Source organism: uncultured Arcticibacterium sp., from assembly GCF_964021845.1.
In the GTDB taxonomy this organism is placed as follows: domain Bacteria; phylum Bacteroidota; class Bacteroidia; order Cytophagales; family Spirosomataceae; genus Arcticibacterium.
Genome location: NZ_CAXHZC010000001.1, coordinates 136,733 through 154,540, shown reverse-complemented (window position 1 = coordinate 154,540; position 17,808 = coordinate 136,733). Strand labels below are relative to the sequence as shown.

The window sequence follows — 17,808 nt, the reverse complement described above, 5'->3', positions numbered from 1 at the left end:
TTAATAGAAGACACAAGTTAGAGAAATAAGATGCAAGAAGAAAAACTGGAAGACGCACATAAGTTTAAACTTTGGAAAAGTCACTTATTAGAAAATGGGCTCACAATTCACGACGTGGAAGAAGTTTACACCAAAAGACGTTATAACGGCGAAGTCCTTTTCTCTACTTTGATGCTAGATGCCAGCACACCAGAAGGCGATAAAATTCCGCCTATTTGCTTTTTGAAAGGGGAAGTGGTTTGTGTCTTGATTTGTTTGATTGATGAAGAAACAGAAGAAAAATACCTCATTCTAGTAAAGCAAAGACGTATAGCTGAAGGTGGTTACACTTATGAGCATCCAGCAGGAATGGTAGATGGCACACAAACACCAGAAGCTATTTCTATACAGGAAGTGAAAGAAGAAACAGGTATTAAAATAACCGAAGAACAGCTTATCAACCTTTCGCCAGATAAACGCCTTTTCCCTAGCACTGGTACTAGTGATGAATCTATGTACCTCTTTGCGGCAGAATTAAGAATGAGTAAAAGTCAAATTGAATCCTATGAAAACAAAGAAATGGGAACAGACTATGAGTTTGAACGCATTACTACCCATATCTTCCCATTTTCAGAAGGGCACTCGCTGATAAGTAATACCAACGGAATGCTCCTTAATTTTTTATATCTGAAACATGTCCAAGACTTTGAACTTTTAAAAAGCCTCTAGATTTTAACAAACCTAAACGACTGGCTTCTACCATCAATATTCACTCTCAAAATATATATCCCTGGCGAATATTTAGCTACCTCTTTATTCAAGTTTCTTTTTAGATTTTTCCATTTTCCTGCGTCCGTTCTCAGCAGTTGACCATGATTATTGAAAACATGGTAGTTCAAGTCCATCTCATCTAAACTATCAATTCCCCTAAGGTTTATCTTTAAGTCAACCGGATTTGGGCTTAACTCCAAACCAAGAATCACCTCATCTCCTGGACAAACAGGCTTTATAAATTTAGAAATGGTAGGTCCTAAGCCCGTATTATCATGCACAAAAAGTTTTATCTCATAGCTATATTCTTGCTCATCGCATGGAATAGGAGCCAGCGAAGTAGTGGCTTCTTTAGATTTATAAGATCTAATAAGATGTGAATGGTCTTCATGGTGTAAGATAACGGACCAAGTGTAGTACAACTCTTCAAGAGGATTGTGGTTCTGGACTACCGCACTTAAATCCAAAGTCAATCCATCCTCATTTTTAAACTTCTCTACATCTTGTACGGAAGTTGAAATAATCTCTGGTGGGTAATTATTGACATGCACCTTAAACTGCTTCACCGTTGATTTTCCTGCCTCATCTGTGATAGTAAGGCTAGGTCTGTGCAATTTTTCATCACTGTCTGTATATCTAAAATCCGTTATTTGATTATTAGAAGTAAAGCCATTGCCAAAATCCCATAGGTAAGTCAAATTTTGACCTTCAGGGTCATAAGAACTGCTGGCGTCAAACCTAACATTGAGCGGAGCTGCACCATAAATAGGGTCAATAAAAGCTTCGGTTACTGGAGGAAAATTCGGATTAGGCTCGTTATAAATTCTTCTGATTTCATGCGTATCAGGAAAAAAGAAATTCATGTAATAAATACTACCGTCCGTAGGGTCTTCCGCAAAACAAACTGGATGCACATTTTCAGAAATACTTAATACTTCAAAAGGATTTCCTCTAAAATCAAACTTGAATATTTTAATCCATCCTTCATAATCTCCTTGAATGTAAGTTCCCTTAAAGCCCTTAAAATGGCCCGTACTTAGCCACAAGCCGCCTATAGAAGAATTCCCAGTAAAGGGCTCTCCTAAAAACTCTGGTGAACCTACGCCATAAGCTTCTCCATCTACAAAAGCTTGAGCAAAATCGCCACGCCATTCTAAAATAGGAGCAATGGCGTTTTCCGGAAAGTACTTTGGGTCGCTAAATAAATTATTCCGATAACTAATACCTTCAAAATATGGCCATCCGAAATTTCCCCCACCCGAATCTATCACATTTACCTCTTCCCTATTTTCCCAACCTACATCACCTACATAAAACGTACCTGGGTCTCCCAATGTCGCATCTGTACTTCCGGTTTCTGGTTTCAAACTAAACCTAAAAGGATTTCGGAGACCAAAAGCCCAAATTCTTGACTCCGCAGAGCGTGGTTCATCTGTTTGATAAAAAGGATTTGAGGGATATCCATCTCCATTTTCAGGATTTATCCTCAGCATTTTCCCATTTAATGAATTGAGATTTTGAGCCCTATAAGGTCCAATATTTTGGTCTTCTGTAATAATACCTTCTTCTAGCGGTAGCGTAACCAACTCATAGTAAAAAGCATCGCCGTTTTGAAAAGGCGGGTCTCTGGCTATGGCCGCATCTCCTGAGGTCACCATTAAGCTAGTATCAGCTCCAAAAACTAAGGAACCCATGCCGTGATTATCCATTAAAACGGGGATACCAGTAGTGTGCGTTTCGCCAATTAAAACCTTTCTAGAATCTAAATCTACCGTACTATTATTTAAAGAATCTCGATTGATCGTATAACGCGTTACTCTGCCTATAGAAGCTGAAAAGTTATCGTCATTTGCCCTACTGTAGAAAGTAGAATCTTTATAATAAAGATAATTTCTATCAACCGCATATAGGAGATAGAAATAGCCGTTTTCTAGAAAGTTTGGATGCAAAGCCAACCCATTTAACCCATGGTCTAAATAATCATAAACCTCTGCAGAAATATCTAAAAGTAATGTTTTAGCACCTGTATTTTTATCTACTTTGAATACATTCCCTCCCTTTTCCCAAGCATACATTTGCCCACTTTTATCAAAGGTCAAACCAGTGGGAGAAACATAATCTTCTGAAACTAATTCATCCACAAAACCAGGTGGCTGAGCCGACAAAGAGAAGCTACAAAGAAGAAGGAATAGGAGTTTTTTCATTGTGTATGATTTGGGTACTTTATTAGGAACGTAAGTCTTTTCTTGGTGTTTGGTTTTCGGGGGAATATTTTTAAACACCTGCCCGAAACAATTATTCTGCAATGCTCATTTCTAAAATATCACTTGCTGCTTTTGCATCAATATCAGCATGTTCTCCAAATGCGTTTCCTCGCTCTTCAAAACGCCTAGCAATTTCTGTAATAGTGGCCTCACCAATACCATAAGCAGTTCCACTAGTAGGAATACCAAGAGACTCATAAAAATCAATGGTCTTTTGAATAGCTCCTTCCACTAATTCTTCGTCGGTTCCAGAAAGCTCCCATACACGCATAGCATATTGAATCATTTTATCTTTTTTGGCTTCCATCTTATATCGCATTAAATAAGGCATTACAATAGCCAAAGTCCTTGCATGATCTATTCCGTGTAAAGCTGTTAATTCATGCCCTATTTGGTGTGTTGCCCAATCTTGCGGCACACCTACCTTTATCCAACCATTAAGAGCAACAGTAGCCGCCCAAACCAAATTAGCTCTAGCTTCATAGTCCTCAGGATTTGCAATAGTCCTTTGCCCCACAGAAACCAATGTTTGAAGAATTCCTTCCGCAAACCTATCTTGAATTTCGCCACCTACTGGGTAGGTCAAATACTGCTCCATCACATGTGTAAAAGCATCTGCCACGCCATTAGCTACCTGCCTTTTAGGTAAAGAATAGGTAGTTTCAGGGTCTAAAACCGAAAACTGAGGATACAAGAAGGAATTGCCCATACCAAATTTCTCGTCGGTTTCTTTTTTACTGATAACCGCAATGGAGTTCATCTCAGAACCCGTGGCAGGTAAGGTCATAACAGAACCTATTGGCAATGCCGCTGAAAATTGTGACCGCTTTCTTACAATATTGTTCCATTCATCACCACCTTCAAAAGGAATGGCGGCTGCCATAAATTTAGTCCCGTCCAAAACAGAACCTCCGCCTACAGCTAGTAGAAAATTAACGTTTTCTTTTCGAGCAACCTCTACCCCCGCCATTAAGGTTTCAAAAGTAGGGTTAGCCTCTATTCCTCCAAATTCAATGATATCGTAACCTGTCAAAGCATTTATAACCTGCTCATGCACGCCATTTGAAAAAATACTACCCCCGCCGTAAGTCAGCATTACTTTGGCATTTGCTGGAATATTTTTAGGCAACTGAGCTATAGTTCCTTTACCAAAAATGATTTTTACGGGGTTATGAAGTGTAAAATTATTGAACATAATTTTTTCTTTTTATTGATGAATATAAGGTCTTCTTTTCTTGATAGCTTAACAGATTAAGGGTGTATAAAGTTTGCTCAAATCAAAGTTTTAGAAATTCGAAAAATCAAGACGGACCAAAGTCACAAACTTTGCTATAAACAATTGGTAATTAACCGTTTTTTATTAACTTCAAGTATCAATTTCTACTCAATGAAAAAAATCATCGTCCTTTTTATATTACCCTTTCTTAGTGTAGGTCAAGCCTACAACCTACCCAGAGAAATGGCTGAAAATCCATCTTATATTTTAGAAGAATACTATGAAATCATAAAAAGGGATACCGCAAAACCAGAAATTCTACATTTCACAAAATACTTTTTCCAAGGAAGTACCATAGAGAAAACAGAATATGCACTTGGCACTCCTTATCTCTATGACCAAGAATGGCACAAAGGGAGCTTAAAATTACCTGGTCAAGATGTGGTGGAGGGTTATTTAAGTTATAATATGGTACATCAGCGTGTGCACTTTAAACCAAATTCATTTAGCAATCAAAGAATTTTGGTAGAGCCTGAATTTTTCATAATTAACGATGTCACCTACACCAGTTTCCCTGACGTTAGTCTTATGGCTTTTGCATATTTCACCTATGAAAAAGCAGGGCAATTTAACTTACTGTGCGATAACAGAAAGGTTCAATCCAATGACATTAATAAAGACATTTTAGACCCATACAATATCACCTCAAAACAGTATATAGCGGAGTATATTGATAAGCCTGAGTACTTTATTTTTAAAGACGGTGAAGCCTTTAAAGTAGAAGATAAAAACTATTTCTATAAACAATTTGGCTTCTCAAAAAAGGCAATAAAGACCTTTAAGGAAGAAAAAAACATCGATTTCAAAGAACAAGAAAGCGTTGAAATGTTGCTAGCACACCTCTCAAATAAGTGACTTTATAATTTTGACGGATTCTTCTAGTTCTTCTTCCGTAGAAGATGCAAACCCTAAGCGTGTACTATTTAAACCTGGGTAGTTACCGCAATGCTGGTTTCCGTCAGAGAAATATAAGTCGTTTTTTAAAGCTCTTTCAGCTAACTTTATCAAATCAATATCATCATTAAACTTGGTCCAGATGGACATGCCGCCCATAGGCTTTTCGAAATTTAGGTAAGTATCTAATTCTTCTTTAAGTATGTCGGCAAAGTAGTCTCTTCTTTGCTCATAAGTCTTCTTGTTCTTTCTCAAATATCGCTGTACTGTGCCTAGTTTTAATAATTCGGCTACCGCCAATTCCAAGAGTGTATCTCCCTGACGGTCAACTAAACGCCTAATTCTAGAAAAAAGGTCAATCTGCTCTTTATGAGCCACCAAATAACCTAAGCGAAAAACTGGAGAGATAGACTTGGTAAACGAACCCGTATAAAGAACAAAATCGCCGTGATTAGTAGACCCCAGCGGCATTATCGGATGACTGGTATAATGAAAGTCATAGTCGTAATCGTCCTCAAAAATGTAGAAACCGTACTTTCTGGCTAGCTGTACTAATTTGACACGCCTATATGCCGGCATGATAACCGTAGTAGGGTATTGATGATGCGGCGTTACATAAAGCATTTTGAAATCATGCACTTGACAAAGTTCCTCCAAATGCTCCACATCTAAACCTTCTTTATCCACTCGCACATTGACCACATTGGCTCCATGGTATTTGAAATTAATCTCTGCTGAAGACCAATTCAATTCAGCCATAGCCACAGTATCACCTCTTGAAACAAAAGTTTGAATGGCTAAATAAAAGGCCTGTGTAACGCCTCTGGTTATCATGATTTGCTCAGGACTTACATCCAAAGCCCTTGTTTTCAATAAATATTCCGCCAATACTTCTCTCAAGTACAAATGCCCTTTAGTATCAGCATAAGTATATTTGGTATAAAGATTACCTGCTGTCAAAGCCGTTTTATATGCTCTACTTAATTCGGCCACAGGTGCCAACCTTGGGTCTGGAAGTCCATCGTCTAAATGATAGGTTTCTTTCGTGAGGTGCAAATCTCTTTTTAAGATTTGTGGTACAGCTATTTGAGTGGCACTCGTCTTTTCAGTTTCAGTAACACCCAATTCTTGTGGCGAATCAGCCTCAATCTTAGTAGCAATGAAAGTACCGCTTCCCGGCTTGGTTTCTAACCAGCCCTGGTTTATCAACTCTTCTAAAGCAGCTAATACAGTTTTACGGTGTACACCCCAAAGTTCTGCAAGTTTCCTGCTTCCAGGAAGCCTTGCCCCTGCCCTAATAGTGCCACCTTGTACGTTTTCTATCAATTGGTCGGCTATTTGCCTAAAAACTGGCTTCTCGTTTTCCTTGTCAATTTTGATAAGCTCCACCATAATCGGACTATTTACTTTCTAACTTCTGGACTATTTACACCACCCAGTAAAAGTCTAGTTTTGTCATACCAATTACAAAGAATATGGAAAGAAAAACCAAAAGAACTACGCCAAGTAGAATGGCAAATCAAAGAGCACACTATGACGACCAACAGATATACGACATTCTGGATGAAGCTCTCTTTTGTACCATTAGCTATGCCGAAAACAATGAACCTTTCAGCATTCCGCAGTCTTTTGTCAGGATGGAAAATCATGTCTATTTACATGGCTCGGTGGGCAGCCATTTGATGCGAATGCTATCTGACGGCAGGTCTGTTTGCATTACAGTAATGCTGGCCGACGAACTGGTGATAGCCAAAACAGCTTTCCACCATTCTGTAAATTATAGGTCCGTAGTGATTTTTGCTAAAGGCGAATTACTTGAATCTCAGGAGGATAAATATGATGCTTTTAAGGCTCTCACAGAGAAAATGGTACCTAACAGCTGGGATTACCTAAAACCGATGAGCAAAAAAGAAGTAGATAAAACCACCGGCATCAGGTTTTCTTTAGAAGAGGCTTCCGCCAAAATCCGTCAAGGCGACCCAAGTCATGAAGAACACGAAATGGATTTGCCAATTTGGACCGGTTTAATTCCCATAAAACCGCTCCGTCAAAAGCCAGTGCCTGATAGCCATGGTGCCAAAATTGATTTGCCAGAACATTTGAAATGATGTGGGTTAGAAGATTATGTTTGTCATGATTTTTACGAAAAAAATCACGCCAAACGAATTTAAAATTATCCTTTTTGTGGAGGGGTTTCACCTCTCCCTATTAGTATTTCGCTCCTATGGAGCTTTAAAATATGATAACATAAAAAACTGTCGAGTTTTTGTTCCTCCAGTAATACGAGAAAAAATATAAACGAAATTAATTCCCAATATCGCCCTATGCTGTCTGAGAACGGTCAGATTCTAGTTTGATAGCTAGAAATACATATAGTTGATTATTAAAATTTTGAGTGTACGAGTTTACAGGCGGTCGGCCGCTGCCGGGCTGTTTTTTTTGTCTATTTTTTTTGAACGGTGCGACGACTCGCAAAAATGGACTCCCGGCCCTGTCTGCCGACAGGCAGGTGGAAAGCCAGCAGAAGAAAAGTGTTTTTTTTCAAAGGGAGTCAAAAGTGTTGTTAATAGTTTTTGGTAACTCCTTTTAAGGTCGGAAGACATTACATAAGAATCAAATATTTGTCATGACTTCCATAACGCCAATAAATAAAATCACCTCTCATTAGGAAGGGGTTTTACCCCTCCCTATAAATATTCCGCTCCGTTGGAGCTCTAAATATGATAACATATAAAACAGACATCACACCAAAAACAGAAGACATCATAGCCGTGTATGATAGCTCTGGCATTAACAGACCTACCCATGACGCTGAAAGAATTACGGCAATGTATGCCAACTCCAACTTGATAACCTCCGCTTGGGATGGTGATAAATTAGTGGGTCTTTCACGCTCTTTAACAGACTTTAGCTATTGCTGTTATTTGGCAGATTTAGCTATTAGAAAAGATTATCAACATCAGGGAATTGGAAAGAAACTGATAGACGTAACCCAAACAGAATTAGGAGAAAAGGTGACTTTAATACTTATTGCAGCACCAAGTGCGGTGGATTATTATCCGAAAATTGGTTTTGAGAAAATTGCCGCAGGCTATATCAAACACAGAAAATCATAATAAAAATGGCTAAAGAGCATCATTACACCTTAGAAATAACCTGGACAGGAAATACAGGTTCAGGCACGAAAGACTATAAATCTTACGAAAGAAGTCATGAGGTCAAAGTGAAAAACAAGGCTAATTTAGCCTGTTCTTCCGACCCCGCATTTAGAGGTGACCAAAGCAAACATAACCCTGAAGACTTGCTCTTGGCGTCTGTTTCTTCATGTCACATGTTATGGTATTTGCATTTATGCACGGTAAACAAAATCAACGTTTTAGCATATACTGATGAGCCTAAAGGCACCATGCTAGAAAACCCAGACGGCTCAGGCCAGTTTACGGAAATAACATTGCAGCCAAGTATCACCTTAGAAAACCAAAGCATGAAAGCCAAAGCGGACACTCTTCACGCCAAGGCAAACGAAATGTGTTTCATAGCGAAATCCTTAAATTTTAAAGTTCACCATAAAGCCAAATACGATGTTGGAACTTAGACCGAGCTGCGAAAACTGCAACAAAGCACTGCCACCAAATAGCCAAGAGGCCATGATATGTACTTATGAATGTACTTTCTGTGCAAACTGCGTAAATAACGTACTAAAGTCTGTATGCCCGAACTGTGGTGGTGGTTTTGAAAAAAGACCTATACGCCCAGCAAATATGCTCTTAAAACATCCTGCAAGTACCAAAGTGGTGTATAAGCCTCATAAATAAACTTGCTCAGATTCCAGATAAATATGTAATTTCATTGTTATTAAACAGCAAAAGATGAAAGGACATAAATATCAAAATACCGACGAATATATTGACATGCAGGAAGAAAGCTTGCAGCCGATTCTAAATCAAATTCGTGCTATTTTGGCCAAAACTATCCCTGAAGCCGAAGAGGTGATTAGCTATAATATGCCTGCTCTTAAATTCAAAAAGATTTTGGTTTACTATGCCGTCACCAAAAAGCATTTGGGCTTTTACCCTACCTCCAGCGGCACAGCGGCTTTTGCCAAAGAGCTGGCTCCTTATAATCCTTCCAAAGGAACTGTACGTTTTCCATTAGACCAGCCACTTCCTGTTGATTTAATAATAGCCATTACCAAGTTTAGGTATGAGGAAGTTTTGGCTTCATAAGTGTGGTCTTCCGTTTTTTAGTCAGAGTTTAAATTAACTTATTAGCCGACTTTGAGGCTCGTCAACGATGGCAATTTTCCGTAAAAAAGAGACTGCCCTTTTGAGACAGCCCCCTTCTGTTTACCAAATCTTAATTCTATCTTCCTCCGCTTTATAATTTTGATCACCTGGTTGCACCTTGAAAGATTCATAAAATGGCGTAAAATTCATCAAAGGCCCATTTACACGCCAAACCGGAGGAGAATGCGGGTCATTTTTTACATAATTGCGTAAATACTCGTCTCTCGTTTTTACACGCCAAATTCTTGCAATCGACATAAAGAAACGCTGGTCTGGTGTATAACCGTTAATCCTTGTGGTGTCTTGCCCCTGCTCAGTCATCTTAAAAGCATCATAAGCAATGGAAATCCCGCCATTATCTGCTGTATTCTCCCCCACAGTCAAAGCTCCCTTTAAATGCAAACTGTCTAGTACCGTAAATGAACTGTATCTATCAATTATCAACTGTGTCTTTGCCTTAAACTTGGTGTAATCTTCAGCTGTCCACCAGTTTTTCACATTTCCATCTTTATCAAACTGAGCCCCTTGGTCATCAAAGGCATGCGTTAATTCATGGCCTATCACCATGCCAATGCCCCCATAATTTATGGCGTCATCAGCATCCAAATCAAAGTAAGGAAACTGTAATATTCCTGCCGGGAATACTATTTCATTCATCGAAGGATTATAGTAAGCTGTGACCGTAGAAGGCGTGGTATGCCACTCGGTTTTATCTGGTGCCTCATTTAGTTTCTTGAGGTTAAATTGAAAGTCATTTTGCCTTAACGCCACCACATTTTCAAAATACTTTTCCTTGTCAATTCTCACTTCACCATACTCCCTCCAAACATCTGGGTAACCAATTTTCTTGGTAATGGTATATAGTTTCTCTTTTGCCTTAAGTTTAGTACTATCACTCATCCAGTCCAATTTATCTATCCTATGCTCAAAAGCCTTTTGGAGGTTATTAACTAGATCCAATACTCGCTTCTTGGAGGCTTCATTAAAATGCCTTTTTACATATAACTTACCTAATGAAAAACCCAACTGTGCATCCACCTTTTGAACCATCAGCTGAGCCCTAGATTTCTGAATGGCTTGTCCTGATATAACTTTTGAATAATCAAATGCAGCAGTTTCAAATGGCTCACTTAATATGTCAGCATAATTTGTCAATACATTCGCTCGTAGGTAAGTCTTCCAATTTTCTAAAGGAATAGCACCTAGAAGGTCATTTAATTTTTCATAATATAGGGGCTGACTAACATCCACAGAATCTGCGTCGGCACCAAAGCTCTTCAGCAAATTAACCCATCCGATATTGCCTTGTTTCTTATTTAGATTGGTCACTGCCAATTTATTATAGTTGGCCTTCACATCACGGCGTTCAATTCTTGTTTTATGAACTTCAGCTAGCTGTTTTTCAATACCATAAGCGGTCATTGTACTCGCTTCAGCATTCTCATAACCAGTTAGTTCAAAGAGTTTTGTTAAATAGGATTTATAAGCACTTTGTATTTCCAGGGTCGATTCGTCTGTTTTGAAATAATAATCTCTATCGGGTAAACCCAAACCTGTTTGACTAAAATGCAACATGTTCACATCACTATTTTCATCATCTGGAGAAACCCACATCCCTATCAATGACCAGTTTCCAGACTTAAATTCATCTATTACAAACTGCATCACATCAGAAACAGAACCAATGCTATTAATTTTTTCAAGAAGTGGCTCAACAGGTTCAAAACCCCTTTTATTTATGCGTACTGTATCCATCCCTGAACTATAAAAGTCTCCCACCATCTGTTCTGGACTACCTTTCTTATGGCTACCGGATGATACTTCAGTCAAGATATCTTCCAAAAGCTTTTTCTGAGGAATATTCAAAAACCTGTAAGAGCCCACACCTACCTGGTCGTCTGCGATGACCGCGGAGTCTAACCATTTCTTATTAACATGCTCAAAGAAATTATCACCTGGTTTTATGCTTAAATCAATTCCTTCAAACTCAAATTTATTCTGTTTCGTAGATTCAGGTTGTGAACACGCATTGAAAAAGAATGATACTAGAACTAGATAAATTAGTTTTTTCATAGGTTACTTTTGTTAATTCTTAAAATGAGTTTTGAAATGCATCTACCATCAAAAACTTAAGGCTACCGGCATAAAAAGTCAGTTTACTTGCGGGTACTTTTATTCCTTCCACATTTATTTCTCCATCAAATAACACTATTAGTCCTTCTTTAGCCTCACCCCATCCATTATCAAAATGTACTGCATGGATTTTAAATTGCTCTTCAGGTAAGACATATAAAGTGATTGGGATTCCATAATAACCACCCTCAAAATGGTTTGGATATTCCTTAAATGTAATGGCATTACACTGGCGACCAAATAAGTATTTCTTGGCTACTCCTTCAAACGGTTTTGCCCCAGCCCTTTTTAAGGCTAATGGAATGCTAAAATGAAATGTATGATGCTCTTTATAAGTCTGTACATAGTGCTCAGACAGACTGTAAGGGTATTTTTGATACTTCTCTGGTACCTCTTCCGCACTATATTCCTCAGCATCAATAGAAAAGAAAGATCCCCCCCCTTTTATTCCTTTTACAAAAACTCCATCTTCTCTATTTCTGATACATTCGTACACATCAGTTGCGTTATTGATAGAAATTTCTTGAGGAGTAAGAATGCCATTCCTTAATGAAGTCATATCCATTTTGCCAGAATATATATCCCAAATCCCATCTGCATCGTAATATTTAACAACCTTTTCAAAGATTTGTTGAGAAGTTAAGTCTTCAGCGGATTGGGCAAAGCTAAAGTGTTGAATGACTGAAAAGCAGATTATCAGTACCTTAAAGTTTAGAAACCCCTTACCTAAAAAGTTAATTGAACTCATGCATCATAATAAACAAAAACGAATAAAATCAATAGCGATAGCAACAATCAGCTCATAAAAAACCGCATCGTGAAATGCCTTGAATGCTGCAATAGTGAACAAGTTAAACAAGTTTTTTCTTAATGGGTATTTTATGAATGCAAATTGACCACTTGCATTAGTATAAAACCAGCTATGCAAAGTCTTCTCGTTTGCTGATTTATCCAATATTATGGAGGACAGGCAGAGCTTACAGAGCCAGTGGAATTTTCAAATCCAATTATAATACTATTTGCTACGCAAAGTCTTCTTGTCTGCCGAAAGGCAGGCCTGACTTTGCGTAAAATGTCTTTCGGTCTTCAGACCGATAGTTAAAATTTAACTTTGCGAAATTAGCTGAAACAAAAAACACAAAAAGGAAAGAATGATATATTATTAGAGACCAAGAGTACCATTTAGAGTCAAGCGGTGAAGACCGAATGACATAACCACGAGGTCAAAAAGGCCTCACGGAGCGGGATTTATCGAATCATCTAAGTGCTTTAAAATGTTATCTATTTCCATATTTGATCAATTTTTGAGTAAAACGCCTTTTGGTCCTCTAAATGATGGCAGCAATTAATTACACTAATTTAACCGGAACAAAAACCAAAGCAATTAAAGAATATCCATTATTCTAAACCAAGTAGCCATTTACTTCATAACATTTTAGTGGTCTTAAGCCCCAAAGACATTGTAATGAGATCAAAAAAGCCTCGTGAAGCAGACCCAATTCTTATGAAAAGTTACTTATTTTCGTTTCATAATTGCATAGCCGTCATCTACTCTAAAAATATACATTTCATGGAATCGATCCATCTGAGTTCCAATGTCAGTGATTTTTAATTCCATAAGTTTTTTGAATCCGAGATTTAATAGATACTTTTTAAGAACTTCCTTAGCAGTCGTTTCAACTAGGACGAACTCTCTATTGTCGTCCTCAGATTTTGCTTTTGTTTCATTTAAAACTCGCTTAACAAAGCTCTTCTTAATTTCTTCCTTATTTGGTCTATATATTAAGTCTAAAAACAATTTACCAGTTCTAGACAATTCATAACTCCCCAAAGCATTACTGAATGGCAGACTATTAGTTTTGTCTGTTGATTTTAATAATCCTATGATATGAAAATGATCCACCATTTCTCTTTCGAGATTAGGTAATTCAAATTTAATTAATTCGTAGAAGTGTCTTGTATAGTGAGCTTTGACTCTTTCAATAGAATACAGTAAGTCATAAAACTCATCGTATTCTATCTTATTTTCAATGTGTAAATTTAATGCGTTAGCGTACCATTTCGACTTCTGTATTTCATCTTCCTTTTCAAGCAAAGTCAGTATTTTACTACCTAGTTTTTCTTTTTCTTCTTCGTTAATTTTCTCGAAAAAATCTTTTCTTTTATCCTTATCAACGTTGTTCGTAAGATTCAGAAAGGCAACTAATTGTTTAGTAAATATTTTTTCTTTTATGGTTCTTCCACTTCTATATATTTTGAGCACCGATCCAATAACTGGAATTTCTTCAAAAACACCTCCGTCGATGACACAATTTATCAAGCTATCTGCTAGGTCAGCAGTTAAATCAAGGTCTATAGATTTTATTATTTCTTTACTCATTTTCTTCTAATTGCCTATAAAACAATTGAGAATCTACACTATAGGTGCAAAACCCCAACCTATATTCACACTAATCTAACAGCTTTTCCGTTCCAGTCAAACCTTTTTATTGACAAGGCCACTTTTTAACATTGATTCAATTAGCGATTAAGCCTGATTAAAAAAAAGCATCAAAAAACAGGCTCCCATACTAGGACAAAAAGGTCATTCTAGACCTTATAATTTCATTCAAACCTTTATATTTAAGCTTATCAATTGTCGGTTTACCGCAATCCGTTTTAACCTCAACCCTATCGCCAGATTCAGCTGGCCTAGAAACCTAATATGACTCAGCATCTAAAAGCCAGTGTTTTAACTATACTTTTAAGCGTCTTTGGTCTTACGGCCTCCATGGCTCAATATCCCAATTAAAATACTCATTAGGTGAGCTTTTCGAAAGAAGTATTGGTAAGCATAACTCTAAGCCAATTCCTAAATACTGTTAATTTTTCATAGTGTTTTAAACCTTTCTTTTTGGAAATAGTCTTAAAGGCATTCAAACTTAAAACCAAAAAGAAAATGAAAAACACAATCAAAATCACCCTGGCACTTACCTTATTACTTGGCTTCTCCATAAACGGGTTTTCTCAAAGAAATAACAAGAAAGTAGCTTCCAGCAAAACCGTGGTTACCAAAAAGACAGTAGTGACCAAGACTGTAGTTCCAAGAAAAAATGTGGAATATAAAACCTCTCGAAAGAAAGTGGTGGCAGTACGTAACTTGCCTAAACCAGCAACTGTAGTTAGGCATAACAACGTTTCGCTTTACTATGACAACAGTAGATTTTACAGACTAAATGGAGGTAGATATATTCCCGCTGTACCAAGTATTGGTTTCCAAATAAGAACACTGCCTATCGGTTATAAAAAGTTTGTGCACAGAGGTATAAACTATTACTTACATAACGGAATCTACTTTGTTAGAGTTAATAATTTTTATGAAGTAGTTAATCCTGAAATAGGAACCATTGTTTATGAGCTTCCCGATGAAGCCGAAAGAGTAAGTTTAAGCGGCAGAGCTCTGTATGAGTCAAATAACGTACTTTATGAAAGAATTGAAAGCAGAGGAACAAGAGCTTATGAAGTAGTAGGGTTTATAGAAGGCTAATAACCACATCAAAGGAAAAGCCTATATTTGGTACTTAAACTCTTACATGAAGAAACTACTAATTATAGCATTATGGAGTCATTTGTTTTACCCAATTTATGGTCAAACAAATGACTCTTTTTCAATACAACTAAGCGAAGATTTAGAACAGATTTACACACAAGAGCATATAACAGGGTTTTCTGTAGGCATTGTAAATCAAGATGGTACCCTATTCCAAAAAGGGTATGGCTATGCCGATAAAAAGACCAATAAAAAATACACCGAACACACGGTTCAAAACATAGCATCCATTTCTAAAACATTTATAGGTGTGGCTCTTTTAAAAGCTCAAGAACTAGGAGAGCTTAAACTTGACGACCCTATAAATCAATATTTGTCTTTTGAGGTAATAAACCCTCATTTTCCTGAAATCCAAATCACCATTCGGCAGCTAGCTACACACACATCTAGCATAAAAGACCCGCCGAGGTATGAAAAAAGTGGTTATGTTTTAAAGGATGACTTCGGGCAAGGGAAAGCAAACCGTAATTTCCAAGCGGCGTATAAAATGATGCCTCAAAGCCAATTTTTGGAGAAAATATTAGCTAAAAATGGAGCATGGTATAAGAAAAAAAACTTCTTAAAAGCACAACCCGGTCAAACCTTCGAATATTCTAACATAGCCGCTGGACTAGCCGCTCTTGTTTTAGAAAACGCCACAGGCCAGTCTTTTAAAGATTTCACAGAACAGTATATTTTCAACCCTTTAAAAATGGCCAATTCTGGATGGGCCTTTGAAGACATTGACTTTTCAAAACACTCAAAACTATATGCTGATAAAGACACCGAGTTAGCACTTTATCAATTGGTAAATTATCCAGATGGTGGCTTAATTACCTCATCGGCAGACTTAGGAAAATACTTAAGCGAATTAATATCAGGTTTTAAAGGAAAAGGTAAAATACTCACTGAGGAGAGTTTCAAAGAGCTTTTCAAACCGCAACTCACCAGTAAAAACAATAACGAAAGAAACGAAAGTACCTATAACGACGAATACAACATGGGCATATTTATGGGCATGTCTGCCAAAGGCCAAATGGGGCATACAGGCGGCGACCCAGGAGTGGTTACCCACATGTTTTTCAATACCGAAACGGGAGTTGGTAAAATCCTGATTGTAAATACCGACATAGAAAAAGAGGGAATTAAAGAATTCATTGACATCTGGAATAAATTGATAGCATTTGAAGATAAATTAAATGCTAAATCCTTTTAAAAATATGTCTCAAAAACAAACGCTACAATGGGCTTTACAGCGGCCCAAAAAGCTATTTCTGATTGACGGACTGGGGGCATGCCTATCTGCCTTTTTATTAGGCGTAGTACTGGTGGAATTTGAATCTCTTTTTGGTATACCTCTTGGTACACTTTATTTTCTCGCTCTCCTCCCATGTTTGTTTATTCTTTTTGACGTTTATTGCTACCGCACAAATAGTCAAAACACCGCCAAGCACCTCCTTGCCATAGCTTTTATGAATATAGGCTATTGCGTACTCTCTTTAGGTTTCATGGTTTACCATTCCGACTCCATGACATCGTTTGGGTTTGGATATATAATCCTGGAAGTTATTGTGGTTCTGGGTATTGCAGCATTTGAAATTAAGGTGGCGAAAGGTTTAGGGTTTGATAATTAACATCAAAAACCAGAACTTAAAGCATTACATAATTGTAAAATATACTACTAGACATTCCAAAAGAAATGCACCTATTCCAGTTTCCTGAGCAGAAAATACTTGATAGAATGAAGAACATAGTTCATTCTGAAGTAACTGATATAGAATGGCCTAATGCGGTGGTTAACGCTAAGAATACAAAGTATGAAAAAGCCATACATGAAAGTTCATTTAGCATATTCACAAATGAAAAAGGCAGCCTAAGGTTAAACTCCAATAAAAGAGACCTTAAAATTTGCGAGCAAACTTTTTATATTTCAAATCCATACGAGTCATTTAACTATGAAATTGATTCACAAGAATCTGTTGAAACCTTTAATATTCATCTTAACTATAATTTTTACGCCAAGGCTCTCTATGCCTCGCTAAACTCAAATGAACAGCTTTTAGAAAAGCCTTTTGATAGCAACACCGACTATGTTTTCACGAATCAATTGCATGTCAAAACCCCTGATTTTAAAAGGATAATACTGTCTTATCATGAAGATGAGGAGGAAGTCTTTCTGGCACAAATATTAACGAAGAGTCTGCACGTAGACCAAAAGGAAAAAAGAAAGCAACTTCAAATTCCGGCGGCTAAAAAATCAACACAAAAAGAACTTGCCAGAAGAATGTATATAGCAAAAGACTATATCTACAGTAATTATTCAAATGCCGATTTATCTGTCAAATTGCTTGCGGAAGAGGTTTCTATGTCGTCTTTTCATTTTTTAAGAACTTTTACCAAAATGTATAAAATATCGCCATATCAATATATTAAGGCAGTTAGAGTAGCAAAGGCGAAGCAATTACTTAAAGATACAGCAGTACCTATCAACGAAGTTGCCTTTTTGGTGGGCTTTAAAGAAGCCACTGCAATATTTCCAATCCTCAAAAAACAACTAGAAAAAACACCTAAAACGTTTCGAACAGAAATTAGCAATTTTGAATAGCCCTGTGCCTCGTGGTTGAATTTACATTTGTC

Annotated in this window: 17 protein-coding genes; 11 read left to right on the top strand and 6 right to left on the bottom strand. The window is 37.3% G+C overall.

From position 1 onward, the window contains the following. The first annotated feature begins 30 nt into the window (after positions 1 to 30). Entirely contained in the window at positions 31 to 708 is a 678-nt protein-coding gene (locus tag AADJ06_RS00600) for an NUDIX domain-containing protein (RefSeq protein ID WP_341224445.1), read from the top strand. Here the strand turns inward: AADJ06_RS00600 and AADJ06_RS00595 are convergent. Then, positions 705 to 2,954 carry a PQQ-dependent sugar dehydrogenase gene (locus AADJ06_RS00595; protein WP_341224444.1) on the bottom strand — a complete coding sequence of 750 codons (2,250 nt, stop codon included), beginning with the start codon at positions 2,952 to 2,954 and terminating at the stop codon, positions 705 to 707. The genes AADJ06_RS00600 and AADJ06_RS00595 overlap by 4 nt on opposite strands. Before the next feature lie 91 nt (positions 2,955 to 3,045). After that, a complete protein-coding gene (locus AADJ06_RS00590; RefSeq protein ID WP_341224443.1) occupies positions 3,046 to 4,209 on the bottom strand; it encodes an iron-containing alcohol dehydrogenase in 1,164 nt (387 codons plus the stop codon). Between the two features lie 192 nt (positions 4,210 to 4,401). Here AADJ06_RS00590 and AADJ06_RS00585 point away from each other — a divergent pair, with 192 nt between their 5' ends. After that, positions 4,402 to 5,145: a hypothetical protein gene (locus tag AADJ06_RS00585; RefSeq protein ID WP_341224442.1), complete on the top strand. Its 744-nt coding sequence runs from the start codon at positions 4,402 to 4,404 to the stop codon at positions 5,143 to 5,145. Here the strand turns inward: AADJ06_RS00585 and AADJ06_RS00580 are convergent. Next, the gene (locus AADJ06_RS00580; RefSeq protein ID WP_341224441.1) at positions 5,134 to 6,576 is read right to left on the bottom strand and encodes a PLP-dependent aminotransferase family protein; all 1,443 of its coding nucleotides are present in this window, start codon (positions 6,574 to 6,576) and stop codon (positions 5,134 to 5,136) included. The genes AADJ06_RS00585 and AADJ06_RS00580 overlap by 12 nt on opposite strands. 83 nt (positions 6,577 to 6,659) lie before the next feature. Between AADJ06_RS00580 and AADJ06_RS00575 the strand changes: the two genes are divergently transcribed. The 5 genes from AADJ06_RS00575 to AADJ06_RS00555 all read left to right on the top strand — a co-directional run bounded on the left by AADJ06_RS00575 (position 6,660) and on the right by AADJ06_RS00555 (position 9,410). Continuing rightward, positions 6,660 to 7,292, top strand: a complete 633-nt coding sequence (locus AADJ06_RS00575) for a pyridoxamine 5'-phosphate oxidase family protein (RefSeq protein ID WP_341224440.1) — start codon at positions 6,660 to 6,662, stop codon at positions 7,290 to 7,292. A 612-nt stretch (positions 7,293 to 7,904) separates the two neighbouring features. Continuing rightward, positions 7,905 to 8,300, top strand: coding sequence for a GNAT family N-acetyltransferase (locus AADJ06_RS00570; protein WP_341224439.1), 396 nt, complete (start codon positions 7,905 to 7,907; stop codon positions 8,298 to 8,300). Positions 8,301 to 8,305: 5 nt separating this feature from the next. Next, complete coding sequence (locus AADJ06_RS00565) at positions 8,306 to 8,779, top strand: OsmC family protein (RefSeq protein ID WP_341224438.1); 474 nt, start codon at positions 8,306 to 8,308, stop codon at positions 8,777 to 8,779. Continuing rightward, complete coding sequence (locus AADJ06_RS00560) at positions 8,766 to 8,999, top strand: DUF1272 domain-containing protein (RefSeq protein WP_341224437.1); 234 nt, start codon at positions 8,766 to 8,768, stop codon at positions 8,997 to 8,999. The genes AADJ06_RS00565 and AADJ06_RS00560 overlap by 14 nt, the downstream gene beginning before the upstream one ends. 54 nt (positions 9,000 to 9,053) lie before the next feature. Then, positions 9,054 to 9,410 (top strand): DUF1801 domain-containing protein, encoded by a 357-nt coding sequence (locus tag AADJ06_RS00555; RefSeq protein WP_341224436.1) that lies wholly within the window; start codon positions 9,054 to 9,056, stop codon positions 9,408 to 9,410. Positions 9,411 to 9,530: 120 nt separating this feature from the next. Here AADJ06_RS00555 and AADJ06_RS00550 read toward each other — a convergent pair whose 3' ends face one another. From AADJ06_RS00550 to AADJ06_RS00540, 3 genes are all read right to left on the bottom strand, one after another. Further along, on the bottom strand, positions 9,531 to 11,543 hold the full coding sequence (locus tag AADJ06_RS00550) for a M13 family metallopeptidase (protein WP_341224435.1): 2,013 nt from the start codon (positions 11,541 to 11,543) through the stop codon (positions 9,531 to 9,533). Positions 11,544 to 11,562: 19 nt separating this feature from the next. Further along, positions 11,563 to 12,351: a hypothetical protein gene (locus tag AADJ06_RS00545; protein ID WP_341224434.1), complete on the bottom strand. Its 789-nt coding sequence runs from the start codon at positions 12,349 to 12,351 to the stop codon at positions 11,563 to 11,565. Between the two features lie 768 nt (positions 12,352 to 13,119). Continuing rightward, on the bottom strand, positions 13,120 to 13,983 hold the full coding sequence (locus tag AADJ06_RS00540) for a hypothetical protein (RefSeq protein WP_341224433.1): 864 nt from the start codon (positions 13,981 to 13,983) through the stop codon (positions 13,120 to 13,122). A 558-nt stretch (positions 13,984 to 14,541) separates the two neighbouring features. Here AADJ06_RS00540 and AADJ06_RS00535 point away from each other — a divergent pair. The 4 genes from AADJ06_RS00535 (at position 14,542) to AADJ06_RS00520 (ending at position 17,776) form a co-directional block, all read left to right on the top strand. Beyond that, complete coding sequence (locus AADJ06_RS00535) at positions 14,542 to 15,129, top strand: DUF6515 family protein (protein WP_341224432.1); 588 nt, start codon at positions 14,542 to 14,544, stop codon at positions 15,127 to 15,129. Between the two features lie 46 nt (positions 15,130 to 15,175). Next, positions 15,176 to 16,387, top strand: coding sequence for a serine hydrolase domain-containing protein (locus AADJ06_RS00530; protein WP_341224431.1), 1,212 nt, complete (start codon positions 15,176 to 15,178; stop codon positions 16,385 to 16,387). 4 nt (positions 16,388 to 16,391) lie between these two features. Next, a complete protein-coding gene (locus AADJ06_RS00525) occupies positions 16,392 to 16,805 on the top strand; it encodes a hypothetical protein (RefSeq protein ID WP_341224430.1) in 414 nt (137 codons plus the stop codon). 107 nt (positions 16,806 to 16,912) lie between these two features. Beyond that, complete coding sequence (locus AADJ06_RS00520; protein ID WP_341224429.1) at positions 16,913 to 17,776, top strand: AraC family transcriptional regulator; 864 nt, start codon at positions 16,913 to 16,915, stop codon at positions 17,774 to 17,776. The last annotated feature ends 32 nt before the right edge of the window (positions 17,777 to 17,808 follow it).